General features: G+C 41.8%; 15 protein-coding genes and 1 tRNA gene. 14 read left to right on the top strand and 2 right to left on the bottom strand.

The features are described from left to right. Position 1: 1 nt before the first annotated feature. Together V4D31_RS05270 and V4D31_RS05275 are read right to left on the bottom strand one after the other, a co-directional pair. Positions 2-75, bottom strand: a tRNA-Arg gene (locus V4D31_RS05270). 110 nt (positions 76-185) lie between these two features. After that, complete coding sequence (locus V4D31_RS05275) at positions 186-1,262, bottom strand: tyrosine-type recombinase/integrase (RefSeq protein ID WP_353685418.1); 1,077 nt, start codon at positions 1,260-1,262, stop codon at positions 186-188. Positions 1,263-1,421: 159 nt separating this feature from the next. Here V4D31_RS05275 and V4D31_RS05280 point away from each other — a divergent pair, with 159 nt between their 5' ends. The 14 genes from V4D31_RS05280 to V4D31_RS05345 all read left to right on the top strand — a co-directional run bounded on the left by V4D31_RS05280 (position 1,422) and on the right by V4D31_RS05345 (position 12,664). Then, entirely contained in the window at positions 1,422-1,757 is a 336-nt protein-coding gene (locus V4D31_RS05280) for a hypothetical protein (RefSeq protein WP_353685419.1), read from the top strand. A gap of 24 nt (positions 1,758-1,781) precedes the next feature. Continuing rightward, positions 1,782-1,982: a hypothetical protein gene (locus V4D31_RS05285; RefSeq protein ID WP_353685420.1), complete on the top strand. Its 201-nt coding sequence runs from the start codon at positions 1,782-1,784 to the stop codon at positions 1,980-1,982. Between the two features lie 113 nt (positions 1,983-2,095). Further along, a complete protein-coding gene (locus tag V4D31_RS05290) occupies positions 2,096-2,605 on the top strand; it encodes a sigma-70 family RNA polymerase sigma factor (protein ID WP_353685421.1) in 510 nt (169 codons plus the stop codon). A gap of 4 nt (positions 2,606-2,609) precedes the next feature. Continuing rightward, positions 2,610-3,491 (top strand): AAA family ATPase, encoded by an 882-nt coding sequence (locus V4D31_RS05295; RefSeq protein WP_353685422.1) that lies wholly within the window; start codon positions 2,610-2,612, stop codon positions 3,489-3,491. A gap of 606 nt (positions 3,492-4,097) precedes the next feature. Next, the gene (locus V4D31_RS05300; protein ID WP_353685423.1) at positions 4,098-4,367 is read left to right on the top strand and encodes a helix-turn-helix domain-containing protein; all 270 of its coding nucleotides are present in this window, start codon (positions 4,098-4,100) and stop codon (positions 4,365-4,367) included. Continuing rightward, a complete protein-coding gene (locus V4D31_RS05305; protein WP_353685424.1) occupies positions 4,364-4,501 on the top strand; it encodes a hypothetical protein in 138 nt (45 codons plus the stop codon). Before V4D31_RS05300 ends, V4D31_RS05305 begins: the two co-directional genes overlap by 4 nt. 3 nt (positions 4,502-4,504) lie before the next feature. Next, on the top strand, positions 4,505-7,747 hold the full coding sequence (gene mobF / locus V4D31_RS05310; RefSeq protein WP_353685425.1) for a MobF family relaxase: 3,243 nt from the start codon (positions 4,505-4,507) through the stop codon (positions 7,745-7,747). A gap of 468 nt (positions 7,748-8,215) precedes the next feature. Continuing rightward, positions 8,216-8,605, top strand: a complete 390-nt coding sequence (locus tag V4D31_RS05315) for a hypothetical protein (protein ID WP_353685426.1) — start codon at positions 8,216-8,218, stop codon at positions 8,603-8,605. 27 nt (positions 8,606-8,632) lie between these two features. Continuing rightward, positions 8,633-8,815 (top strand): hypothetical protein, encoded by a 183-nt coding sequence (locus V4D31_RS05320; protein ID WP_353685427.1) that lies wholly within the window; start codon positions 8,633-8,635, stop codon positions 8,813-8,815. 61 nt (positions 8,816-8,876) lie between these two features. Further along, positions 8,877-9,092 (top strand): hypothetical protein, encoded by a 216-nt coding sequence (locus tag V4D31_RS05325; protein WP_353685428.1) that lies wholly within the window; start codon positions 8,877-8,879, stop codon positions 9,090-9,092. Between the two features lies 1 nt (position 9,093). After that, positions 9,094-10,767, top strand: a complete 1,674-nt coding sequence (locus V4D31_RS05330; protein WP_353685429.1) for a type IV secretion system DNA-binding domain-containing protein — start codon at positions 9,094-9,096, stop codon at positions 10,765-10,767. A gap of 46 nt (positions 10,768-10,813) precedes the next feature. Then, on the top strand, positions 10,814-11,185 hold the full coding sequence (locus tag V4D31_RS05335) for a hypothetical protein (RefSeq protein ID WP_353685430.1): 372 nt from the start codon (positions 10,814-10,816) through the stop codon (positions 11,183-11,185). A gap of 65 nt (positions 11,186-11,250) precedes the next feature. Further along, on the top strand, positions 11,251-12,333 hold the full coding sequence (locus tag V4D31_RS05340; RefSeq protein WP_353685431.1) for a hypothetical protein: 1,083 nt from the start codon (positions 11,251-11,253) through the stop codon (positions 12,331-12,333). A 10-nt stretch (positions 12,334-12,343) separates the two neighbouring features. Further along, positions 12,344-12,664: a hypothetical protein gene (locus V4D31_RS05345; RefSeq protein WP_353685432.1), complete on the top strand. Its 321-nt coding sequence runs from the start codon at positions 12,344-12,346 to the stop codon at positions 12,662-12,664. Positions 12,665-12,666 lie beyond the last annotated feature (2 nt).

Raw genomic sequence — 12,666 nt, forward strand, 5'->3', positions numbered from 1 at the left:
ATGCCCCCTGCAGGGATCGAACCTGCGACACCAGGTTTAGGAAACCTGTGCTCTATCCTACTGAGCTAAGGGGGCTAACCTATAAAAATAAAGAGTTACAGAGATTGATATAGTTAATCACTGTAATAAAATCGTAATAAATTACCCCATCACTTGTTTTAATATAACACGAACCTCTATATTTATCAAGATTGTTTTAACCCTTCAGAAGTGTTTTCTGAGGTGTTTTTCCTGGTATCCAGCAGTGTAATAAATTGTCTGAGACTCTCAGTGGAATGGTGTGCATATCGCTGTGTACTAGATATATCTTTATGCCCAAGCAACTTTGCCACACTGTAAAGGTCAACGCCACACTGCACCAGTCGGGTTGCAAAAGTGTGCCTAAGGTCATGGAATGTAAATCCCTGGATACCTGCCTTAGCCAAAGCTTTGTAGAATTCCCTCATCAGGTTTCGTCTTAGGATGCTTTTTCCTGACTCTGTGTGAAAGACATATTCTGTCATTGTTACTACCTTTGATCTAGCCTTTCTCAGCAAAAGGAAATACACAGTATTATTCATTGGTATAGTCCTAGGCTCGTTGTTTTTGGTTTTTTCCACAGTTATAGTTTTCCGGAACAGATCTATGTGTCTCCACATAAGACTCAGGATCTCGGACTGCCGCATTCCTGTATGCAACGCCAATGTAATTATGTCAGGTAGTTGCCCATTCAGATAACCCTGAGATGCACTCAATAATCGTTCCTCTTCCTCAGATGACAGATACCGTGTCCTGGTATTGTTCTCTGGAAGTGCCTGGACCTTTGCACAGGGGTTTTCCCTTACCCACTCCCACTGCCTCCAGGCAAGGTTGAATGCTATACTCAATGTTCTGAATTCCCTATTAACCGTTGCCGGGGCCACACCCTGGTCAAGCCGTTGCTGCATGTAATTTGAAATCACCTTAGGTGTTATATCAGCCAGAAGCATACCACCTAACGCTTTTTTGAGATGTCTGATGGCTGATATATATCGTGTGTGGGTGGATGCCTTTTTCCGTGGTGCATGTTCTTTCAGGAATTTTTCCATGAGGTCATCAAAGGTGTGCTGCTTTGACTCATCAAGATCAAACCATTTACCTTCTGTTATTTGGGTGATAACTTTTGCATAAATTTTTTCCGCCAGTTTGTAACTTGATGTTCCTGTGGATCTGTGATATTGTTTCCTATTATATGTGAAGGACATCCACCACATGGAAGAATCTTTTCTCTTGTAAAGTCCCATGGTACTCTCCTTTTGAAGGATTTCCCAGCAAACCCTCGTTGTCAAAGACCGGTTTGCTGGTATTATACCATACATATATATGCGTTTAAAATAACTTTTTTCCCAGGTGGCAGAAAAAACAGTGGACAAAATGCATATTATTATTGAGGAGGTGAGGATATGGCAAATCTCAGGGAAATACTTGAGCAAAGGAAAGCAGAAAGAATTAAAAACACTACTCTTTTCTGGCGTCCCATCATAGGGGACGTGATGGAAGGAACAGTGGTGGATATCGGTTCAGTTATAACATCTCTTGGTGAGAGCAACTACATTGATGTAATGACTGATACTGGGGAAATAGTGACAATCTGGTTGAACACTGTCCTGCAGGCACTAGTGGAAAAAGAAAAGGTGAAAAAAGGTGACAGAATAGCAGTGGAATACCTAGGTGTAAGATCCAAAAACAAAAAGATAGCACACAAAGAATATGTGATTGCTGTTGAACATACCTCTTGACATACTTTGCTTACGTATGTTACTATGCATATAGTAGCCCTTGGCTACAAAGAAAAAAAACAAGAGAAAGGAGGTATGGCCAGAGACAAGGGACACAGGAGGAAATACCAACCTATACCCTGCAGTAACAGGGTCAAAATCCCGCCAATTAAACCTACCGGGAAAATCAGGAGGAAGCAAAAGCAAAGCATACCTGCCACTGTAGCAGGTTTTTCAAAAAACTAAGAAACAAAGCCTGTCCTACAGGCTCTCAAATCTGGGGAAGTGGAGGCAAAAATAGAAGTTACCCCATTTAATGGGGTTAAATCCCCCTACCTGGCCGAAAAAAGGCCATGGAAATGCAAGAAATCGACTGGCAGGAGATTGAAAACAGCGTAAAACCGTATTGTGTGGCAAGATGGAACGGAGATGGAGAGGATATCTACCATGACGCTGTGGTAATACTTTTAGAAAAGATCCGGTCTGGTGAATTTGTATACTCTAGCAAAGAACAAACCATATCATATCTGTTAGAAACCGCAAAAAAAATAGCTCGTAAATACCAACATAGGGAAATACCCTTTTCAGCATTAGAAATTTCTGATTTTGCGGATTCCACAGATGTATCAGACAGGGTATGGGAAGCACTGGCAAAACTATCCCCTCAGAGCAGAACACTATTAGAAATGTGGTCACATGGGTACTCTATATGTGAAATCGCCGATGTGACGGGAATGACCTATAAACAGGTGTGGATGTATATAAATAGCGCACTACAGCTACTCAGAAAACACTTTGGCATATATACCACTTCATCTTCACATACAAATTCATCCTCACATGCAGAACAGCTAACACTATGGGGGTGAGAAAATGCTAGAGCGGGTAAGCATTGCAGAAGCAAAAGAAGTGGAGATAGATTTCATTCTGCCAGGGTTGACTGCTGGGAGCGTAGGTATGCTGGCTGGCGCCCCTGGTGTGGGAAAAACTATGCTAGCTATGCAGATAGCTGTCGCAGTGGCAAGCGGAAGAGACGTGGCATACGGGCTATGGAAAGTCCATGGGACAGGACCTGTCACAATGATATGTGCTGAAGAACCGGTAGATATACTGTGCAACAGGTTGCATTATATTAAACTGAGCGAAGGTATTACACAGGAAGAAGCAGAAGACATAGATCTAAACCTACACATATACTCTGCGATGAAAATAGACACTCGCATAATTGTCACGTCCAAGGAAGGCCCAATAGAAGGGCCGTTTCTATCCACACTAAGACAACTGGCACTAAACCAAAGGCTCGTAATTTTAGACCCTTTGGTAATGTTCCACGATTGTAATGAAAATAACAACGTAGAAATGTCATACCTGATGCGGGTTTTAAAAAACATATGCATAGAAACACAAACAACAATACTCCTGGTACACCACTTTCACAAAGGGGGTGCATATGACAAATCATGGACAGCAGTTAGAGGTGCATCTGCTCTCACGGCGGCCGCCCGATGGCAGATGAACTGCTTCAACGAAATAGTGCCAAAAACCAATGTTCAGGTAGTGCGCTTGGAAATTGTGAAATCCAATTATGTTGGAAAGATACAAAAAGAGTGGACTATCAGAACCAACGAACATGGCGTATATGATGCTAGACTCCCTATTCCTATGCCTGAAGACCTTGAAGACGATGAAAAACCTATAAAAAAAGTCAAAACTAACAAGTACAACGGAAGGTATGAAATATCTGAGGTGTTCTAACTTCCACAGGAGTGCCACAGTCCACCCTGTGGCACTCCAGAAGTAGAACCTGGCAGAACAAAACACTTGGCAGTTATCTCGAAAAGAGACACTTGGCAGTTATACCAAAAAGCCATCGTGTTGTGAAAAATGCACACATTTTAGGCATTTTAGCAATTTTTTAGGACATAAAAAATATATTTATATTTAAAATATAAATATATTTTTATAGCAGAGCACCCCTATTTAAAAAAGGGGTGCTCTGCTATAAATAAAAAAATAAAAATAAGGGGGGCGGTAAGGCTTACTTTAAAAGAGCCTTACCGCCCCCCTTTTAAAGAATTTTTTTTAAATACTCAAAAATAACAGGTTTACTCCATATTCATGGGTTTTACCCATATAAACAGGTATCACCATATACCCTGGAAATAGTGTAAAGCCATGTTTGTTTGATTTGCATAGCTACCAGATGAACGCCTGATGAAACCAAGCATGCTGTTTGGCACAGCCAGCCAGGCTCTCTTAACGAGAGCCTGGCTGGCTGTGCCTATGGTGCCATAGTGTGTGATTATATTTGCCAGGAAAAAACCAAATGAAAAATGCATATATATAGAGAGGAGGTGCAATATGGAGGAAAAACTACTAACGTCTCAAGAAGTAGCTGAAATTCTAGGTATCACTATGCACAGACTTTATACCTGGACAGCACAAGGAAAAATTCCTGTGATAAAGATATCCCGAAAGATGATACGTTTCAGATGGTCTGACATTGAGCAGTGGCTTCAAGAAAAAACAGTTTTACCGCAGGCACAGTGTAGAAACACCAGGAGTGTTGGTGGGAAAGGCGTAGATATAGACAGGATAGTTGAAAACGCTAAGAAGGAGGTGGGAATATGAAAGAATTTGTGGAGCTTATGAAAGACAGAGAAGCCAGAAATAGAATAATACGACATGTGTTGCTGTGGAGCATTATCGGTATTGGAGGGTTACTGGCATTCTGGGTTTTTGTGTTTGTAATGTTCTTGAGGTGATCGATGGTAACAATAGGGCATGTATATGCTTCTATGACCGATTATGCCAAGGATAACTACTATTTACGGGATGAAACTACAGGCAAAATATCTGAACCAGAAAAAATTGGCGAAGGGTGGAAATACTTTGGTGACGTGCGCGTACGTATAGATGAGGGGGTATATAAAGCGTTGAAAAATGGTTGTTCCCCTGTCAACGGGGAACAGCTTGTTAAGGTTGGTGTAAATGGTGAACACCGCCCCGGGTGGGATATAGTTTTTGCTCCTCACAAAAGTTTTTCTGTCTACGCCATGACTTCTCCAGAGAACCGCCAGTTGGTTCAGAAAATTCATGACATGGCGGTAGCAGATACATTGAATTATCTCGAAAAAAACCTTATTCAAGTGAAGCAAACACATGACGGTGTAACCATGCCCACTAAAACTGGCAACATGGTAGCTGTGAAGGTGGATCATACTGTGAATAGGGAAGGGGATGTAAACATTCATTCTCATGTGGTAATTTTCAACATGGCATACAATGAAAACACCGGCAAGTGGCAAGCTCTCCATTCTGACGCATTTCATTCTGATGTTTTGCAACGAGTATACGAAAACCAGTTGGCATATCATGCCAAACAGGTTGGGCTACCTGTTGCATTTGAACTGAGCCAGTCAGGGAAGAGTGAGTATACCACAATTGCTGGGATATCCCAGGAGGTTATAGAAGCTCATTCACAGCGTGTTGTTGAAATCAAAGAGTATTTGGAGAAAAACATGGTGGAGTTGCAAAAAAGATACCCAGATGCTAGTATGGGTGAACTCAAGAGGATAGCTACTATTGAGACACGGCCAGAAAAAATACCAATGACCATGGAGCAAATCTTGCAACGGTTCGAGCAGAATAACCAAACAATAGGCATAACCACGCAAGATATATTGCTCGGTGTAGAACGCGCAAAAGAACAGATGAAGGAATATATCCCAATGACCGCATATGAAATGGCTAAAACTGCTGCAGATGCGATAACTGAGCACCAGTCGGTTTTTTCACAGCAGGACTTAGTGAAGACAACAGTTAACCTTAGCAGAGGGGATGTCTCAGTCCACGATATAATGGCCACTATTAACGATATGAAGGATATTGTAATGCTCAAAAGTAGCGAGCTGGTTAAAAATGGTGGCAGAGTATATACTGATGCAATATACACCACTTTAGAAGTTCAGAAGGCTGAGAAAGATACCATCAGAATAGCCCGTTCAATGCAAAGTGATATAGTTATGTCCAAGGAAGATGTATCATCTTTCATTACACAGAAAGAGGCAGAAGGCGTAAAATATACAGAGTCACAAAAAGAGGCTATAGAACACATCCTAACCTCTGAAAATGGCGTGATACTCGTTCAGGGTGATGCAGGGACGGGAAAATCAACAGCCATGGCCGCAGTCCGAGAGAAGCTGGAGTCTATGGGATACACAGTGAGAGGTTTTGCACCAACGGGGAAAGCTACGGAGGAGCTGAGGATTAATGCTGGCGTTGAGAAGTCTCAAACATTGCATTCATTTTTGCATGGATACAAGCCTACTACTTCACCCCCAGTTGTTGCGGATAAAGAAGAATACGCCAGGATGGCATCTCGTTTATCCGAAAAAGAATGGGAGAAACTAAGACAGCCCGTGTCTGAAAAGGATTTACAGAATGCCATAAAAGGTAGTTGGTTTAAGGATACGCACCTTAAATATGACAGCGAGATAAAGGTTATGACAGTAAAGGCTGAAAAGAGCCTGTGGGATGTATGGAAAAATAGGGTTATGAATGAGTTCCGAAACTTTAAAAATGAGATACTATCTAAGATTGGCATGCAATCCACATATAGAGAGGTTAACAGAGAGTATATGGTATACACCAAATATTCAGACGGCACTATCCATGCTGCATTGCAAAAAACCCACTGGGAAGTAGACCGGAAAGGAAATGTTTCATACACATCTACAACGTATCATCAAAACGGCGATATATATGTTTTCCAAAAAAGCACTATCGGAGGAGTAACCAGAGAAACATCTACGCTATACAGGAATCCGGCTAATGTCATAACAAAGGGGAAAGAAGTATGGATTCTAGACGAAGCCTCTATGGTTGGATCAAAACAGATGCACGAGTTGTTAAAGATAGCAAAAGAACAGAATGTCAAAGTCGTGCTGATCGGAGATGTGAAACAGTTACAGGCAATTGAGCAGGGCCGGGTGTTTAAAGATTTACAGGAAAGGGCAGGGCTGAAGATTGTTGAAATGAAGGACTTGGTGAGGCAACAAGAAGAGAACTATAAGGCCACTGTTAAGGACTTCTCTGAAAAGAGGTTTGATGAGGCGTTCCGAAAATTGGAAAACAAAGGCCGGATTGTGGAAATAGCAGATAAAAATGACCGCATTACAGCTATTGTGCGTGACTACATTGCATCGCCAAAGGATACTATTGTGGTAACAGCTCTTAATGCCGACAAAGCGTGGCTGAATTCTGCCATTCATGCTGAGTTACAAAAGCAAGGCGTAGTGGATTCAAAGGAGTATACTTTCACCGTAAGGGAATCAAAAAATCTCAGTGCTCCAGACAAACTTTTGTCGCAAAATTATCAAGTGGGTGATGTGGTAATTTCTTCAAAGGCGGGTCTCATGGGCAGGGCAGGGACAGAGGGAAAAGTCATAGAAGTGGACTACCAAAATCACCGTATCACAGCAATCACGAAGGACGGGAAAACCTATCAGATTGACCTCAGGCGTGATGGCGATAAGTTAGCAGTTTATGCTGAAAAAGAGCAATCCTTTGCAAAAGGCGAGCGGATAGTTTTTCAGAAAAATGACCGAGGCCTTGAGGTAAAGAACGGGCAGGTGGGGGAATTGAAGAGTATTGATGCAGATGGCAGGGTAACAGTCAAGATGCAGGATGGAACGGAGAAAAAATTTAACCTAGTCACTCAGTATAACTACATCGACCGAGGCTATGCCGTGACCGCATACAAGAGCCAAGGTCAGACAGCTGAACGGGTAATTTACCACGCTGACACTGAAAAAGGAGTGAACTACAACGAGGCCTACGTTGCCCTAACAAGGGGGAAAACTGATATACGGATATATACAGACAGCAAGGAGAGATTCACTGAGCAAATGAAAAACGAGGTGACTAAATCCAGCACCCTGGATTACGCAAAAGAAACTAGCTGTCAAACTGAAAAGGGTTATAGCTCCGGGCGGGACAGGGAACTGTAACAAATATGGTTATCTGCAAACTAGCAGAATTGTGCATTTGCACATTTTTGCTATAGTTTTACTCCTGACATGTGGAAATAATTTCCACATGTCAACCGTCTTTTGCTGAGGCTACCGCACCGTGACGAAATAATTTCGTCACGGAAGTTTTACCTTGATTTGTCAAGCACTTTAGTCAGAACCCATCAGATCGTATGCTATACCTATCGGAAGGGCTGTTTTTTCTGTTCCTCTTCCATGGTTTTCTCCTGATCCCGTGCATGCCGAAATTCCTGTGTGCCTCCTCTTTCTTTGTTTTCTCCTATCTCCCGCTTCAGCAATGACACCCAACGCAACTGACCGTTGCATCTAGTGCCAGCACTGTTGCCTGTTTTTATAGGTATTTCCTGTAGTTGCAGTACTGGCACCTTGCCAGTATGCCAGTCCAAAATACATAGTGCACCACCAGAATAGACAAGGCTTTTTATAGTGCCAGCACTTTTAAGTGCATCCATGCCAGCATTGCTGGCAGGGAAAAAATACTGTTTTTGGTGCATATATATTGTAGGAGGTGAAGAAATGGCAAAGAAGGTAACAGTGCGATTTTCAGATTCCGAGTGGCAAAGGATCACGGAAGCAACAGTTGGTAAAAATCCAACAGAAATGGTGCGATATCTGATTGAGCTTGGTTTACGAAAAAATGAGGATAACATATCAGAAGTGGTGGCTGTTATGGCACAGCTTGAAGGTGCTATGCGTAGTATGACTAAGGATGTGGTGTGGATTAAGACATTTTTGAGGCTTTTTCTGGAAATGCAACCATCTTTTGGCCAATCTCGTATTCGTGAATTTGAGAGAAAGCTAGGTATAGAAGAGTGAACTTCTTAAGAAAGGAGGTGATGAAAAGTGAAAAAGAAGACTCCCCAGGAGTTGCGGGAAATGGCCAAAAAGTTTCTTGAGGAAGCTAAGAAGATTGAAGAGGCACAGGCTGCGAAATTGGGCAAAGTAATCATGTCCATCAAGGATATTGAGAATACTCCAGCGGAGGTAATAAAAGAAGCAGTGATGAGAGCTTTAGGTAAGTCCTGACCCTAGCAATATAGAAGACTTTGTCTTCATGTTAGGGCAGGCATTTTATAGGGGGGGTAATATGTATATCGACATAATAGACATGGTAATTGAAGATTTAAACTTTTTTAGGGGTTTTGATCATAAAAAATTGGACACTATTTTTAAAAAATACGGCCTAGAAGTGGTAGATGATGAGCACATTCAGAATGCATGTATACTTACGTTGGCAGGAGGAAATGATCTATTTAAAATAGTGTATATCAAACCAAAAAAACGGTGGTATGTTGCGAGGTAACATGCGACAGGAGAAACAGGAGACATTCAAGGGTTTTGAAACTTGGCTATCAGCTTTAAAAATGCGGGCGAAGATGGTGACGTATGTCACCATCGCTTTTCTTTTTGCGCACATGGTGATAACACTGCTGCTTAGTTACATCATGTATAGGACAACATGGTCACTTGTTATAAAGTATGCCTGGAGTAGTCTGTCTCATTTCACATGGCCGTCTGCACTACTCCCTGCTTTGTTGGTGTTGCTTAAAAAAAGCATATGGATATTTGCTATGTCCTTTTGGTTATGGTTGCTGTTTCCATTTGCAATACGTTATTTCAAACACCGGGCAGAGAAACAAGCAGAAGATGTTTACATACGAGGGGCGAGAGTTTTGGATAGAGACGAGATACAGAGAATGATTAAAGAAGAATGTGATCTACCACTTGGATCGTTTAAAATGCCGGTTTCTGCAGAGGTAAAACACATGTTTATCGTTGGAAGGCCAGGTGTCGGAAAAACTGTGGCTTTATCCCAGGTGATAGAGCGGTTGAAAGAGAGGAAGGTAAAGGGTGTGATATATGATTTCAAAGGTGACTATGTATCTAAATTTTATGATCCATCCACCGATATCTTGTTTAATCCTCTTGACACACGCTGCCTGGGATGGAACATTTTTAATGAAATATCCACCCATATGGATATAGATGCTGTGGCACACTCACTTATCCCACCTCCATACATGGCCGATCCGTTTTGGAACGACGCAGCCAGAGATGTTTTTGCTGGGATATTACACTACTTATGGCAAAACAACGCGAAAACAAATATGGATATATGGAATGCTGTGACTGCCCCGGGGGGAGATATAGCTATCTGGCTTAAGAATACCAAAGGTGGAGAAAGAGGCTATCGCTATATAGAGGATGCCAGCAGTAAACAGGCGATGTCTGTGTTTGCAGTGATGATGCAGTATGTAAAGAGTTTTGAGTTTATGGCCCGTGCGGGCGGTGATTTTTCCATCCGCAGGTGGCTGGAGGATCCGCAAGGCGGGTTTATATTCATTACTAGCTACAGCGATATCAAGGATACCTTGAGACCTATTTTGTCATTGTTTTTGGACCTGATGGGACGCAAATTGCTGTCGCTGCCTGATGATTTGAACAGACGTATTTTTTTCATCATTGATGAGTTTGGAACACTGCAAAGGCTATCTACTATTGTTCAGTTGTTAACCTTATCCCGAAGCAAAGGCGGTAGTGTTTGGGTGGGCATCCAGGACGTAGGGCAGTTAGACAAGATATACACACCTGCCCTCAGACAGGCCATAGTGAATGCGTGCGGTAGCAACCTTGTATTTAGCGTAGCTGACCCGGAGACTGCCAGGTTTTTGAGTGAAAAAATAGGCGAGGCTGAAGTCATACGACCTGAGGAAGGATATTCCATGGGACCTGAAGATATGAGGGATGGTATCTCGATACAGCGGAGACGTGTAACGGAAAAGGTTGTCTTACCATCGGAGCTTCAGAACATACCAGACCTGACTGCCTTTTTAAAGTTGCCAAACTACCCCTGGACCCAAACCAAGTTCACATACAAACACTACCCTACCAAAAATCCGTCGTTTATCATGAAACCAGACTTTGTCTTGGACATGCAGGCAATTAAAGAACCTGAACTGGAGGAAAAAGAATGTTGAAACCTGCATATATTTATTAGAAACACAAGAAAGGAGGTGATGAAAAGTGAAGGTGAATGTGTTAGACATGATAGGTATAGGGATATTTGTGATGGCAGTGCTATTGCTTGGTATTGCTTTTGCTTTCGCTGATGACACGAATTACAAAATACCATGCACATACTGGGCTAAGACCCCTGGGTTTTTAGGGGTAAAGTCAAAACATAGTGCAGATTTTACAATTTTTGCTAACGTGAGACCTGTGTTAGAAAATGCCACAAAAATCTTTCAAGGGATGCTAACTGAACCAAACATGAAGGAGTTCCAGATGGCACTTACGCGAGTGCATACCGATGTAGGAAGCAAAAAGCCAACTGAAGCTGGTGTAACATGCAAGTTTGAAGATGGAGATTTCATAATTCAAGCTACTAGGCGTTAGCCTATTCAAGGTGCGGTTAAAACCAAAACCGCACCTTGAAAAACTTTTTAAAGGGGAGGTATTATATGTTTAAAAAGAAAATAACAATAGTGCTAACTATATTGCTTCTGACTGTCCCTGTTTTTGCTATGGATACAAACGTTGACACGGGTAAATTTAAAAAGCATGGCAAAGAGCAATCACAAACACAGAAAAAAACGTTGGAACAGAAAACGAGCAAGGGTAGAAAAAGAGCACATACTCAGGCTACAGGAACAGAAACAATAGAAAGCCAGAGTGATAAACAGGCATGGCAGGATACTACAGGGGCAGGGGCGGAGATAACACTACCACTTGAGGCGGTTTTTATGGATCGCATTGCTACTCTTGAATCTGAAACCGGAACTATGTTTAATGCTTGCAAGTTGGTTACACACCCCTTAACACCGTATGATTTAGGTTTAAATGTCGAGGCAGGTTACGGTATAATAGATGCCATAAAAGCACAATACTACAATATGGCAGGACAAAATTATATGCCTGTAGGAGATGTAGTAGATGAAAGTAAAATCCGACAATACAGAGATTGCATGGCATTCTATGGTGCTGTGATTGCTCAGGCGTATCTATATCTTACACAGGACCTTTCGTCCCTTAAGGCCTCTCTTTCCAGAGGCACAAACACCGTGGTAAAAGGTATCGGATATGATGATTTTGTGACACTTGCAAATGCTGCACTGGATAGAGCCGTATATGGTGGAATTACGAATAAAACGATAAAACGTATATATGAACGAATACTACAGGACAATAGCTCTTGTGTTTTTCAAGGGCAACCAAATGTTGTGAAATGTGGATCCACCCAGATTACGATTCAAACCATCCCTCAGCTAATCGCATACGGGATAGAGTGGTATGGCACAAAATTTGCAGGATACCATGGTAGTTTTAAGGTTAACAGAGCCTGGAGCTACTTAGCATCTTTGGAGCAATCCAAAACCAACTCAAAGTATGCACGCTGGATAGATGAAGTAACCAAGTATATAGAGGAGTTAGAAAGTCAAGGTAAGACAAAAGAAGCAACGCTGGTGAGGAAAAAAGCAGTAGAGATTGTTAAAAGTGGTAAACAAACAGTATCACCATCTTTTCTTTTGTCAGGAATTCACTAGGAGGTGAGATATGGGAACACTTATCAAAATTATGATAGTCACCGCTCCTGTTTTGGCCATAATTTTTTACTATGTTGTTATTAAACAGAGTCAGATAGATGTGGAAGTAAAGACTGAGGATGCACAATTTGAACGGGTTTGGAATGAAACGGAAATGGATTTGGCCAAAACACAGGAGCAAAAACAAAAATACGCAGAGAGGGCCAAGGAAGCAGACGCAGAATTACAATCGCTCAAAGCTAAGGAAAAGGAACGAGAGCAAAAAACTATGGAATTTGAAAAGGAATTTGAAAAACAAATGAAAGATTTTGAAAAAGAACATAAAAAATAGGA

This window comes from Thermodesulfovibrio sp. 3462-1, assembly GCF_040451425.1.
GTDB classification, from domain to species: domain Bacteria; phylum Nitrospirota; class Thermodesulfovibrionia; order Thermodesulfovibrionales; family Thermodesulfovibrionaceae; genus Thermodesulfovibrio; species Thermodesulfovibrio obliviosus.

Bases quoted from the DNA above. Each gene is read 5' to 3' on its own strand.
- V4D31_RS05295 (WP_353685422.1), top strand. From the start codon at position 2,610: ATGCTAGAGCGGGTAAGCATTGCAGAAGCAAAAGAAGTGGAGATAGAT.
- V4D31_RS05305 (WP_353685424.1), top strand. From the start codon at position 4,364: ATGAAAGAATTTGTGGAGCTTATGAAAGACAGAGAAGCCAGAAATAGA.
- V4D31_RS05285 (WP_353685420.1), top strand. From the start codon at position 1,782: ATGCATATAGTAGCCCTTGGCTACAAAGAAAAAAAACAAGAGAAAGGA.
- V4D31_RS05345 (WP_353685432.1), top strand. From the start codon at position 12,344: ATGGGAACACTTATCAAAATTATGATAGTCACCGCTCCTGTTTTGGCC.
- V4D31_RS05325 (WP_353685428.1), top strand. From the start codon at position 8,877: ATGTATATCGACATAATAGACATGGTAATTGAAGATTTAAACTTTTTT.
- V4D31_RS05340 (WP_353685431.1), top strand. From the start codon at position 11,251: ATGTTTAAAAAGAAAATAACAATAGTGCTAACTATATTGCTTCTGACT.
- V4D31_RS05330 (WP_353685429.1), top strand. From the start codon at position 9,094: ATGCGACAGGAGAAACAGGAGACATTCAAGGGTTTTGAAACTTGGCTA.
- V4D31_RS05275 (WP_353685418.1), bottom strand. From the start codon at position 1,262: ATGGGACTTTACAAGAGAAAAGATTCTTCCATGTGGTGGATGTCCTTC.
- V4D31_RS05290 (WP_353685421.1), top strand. From the start codon at position 2,096: ATGCAAGAAATCGACTGGCAGGAGATTGAAAACAGCGTAAAACCGTAT.
- V4D31_RS05280 (WP_353685419.1), top strand. From the start codon at position 1,422: ATGGCAAATCTCAGGGAAATACTTGAGCAAAGGAAAGCAGAAAGAATT.
- mobF (WP_353685425.1), top strand. From the start codon at position 4,505: ATGGTAACAATAGGGCATGTATATGCTTCTATGACCGATTATGCCAAG.
- V4D31_RS05300 (WP_353685423.1), top strand. From the start codon at position 4,098: ATGGAGGAAAAACTACTAACGTCTCAAGAAGTAGCTGAAATTCTAGGT.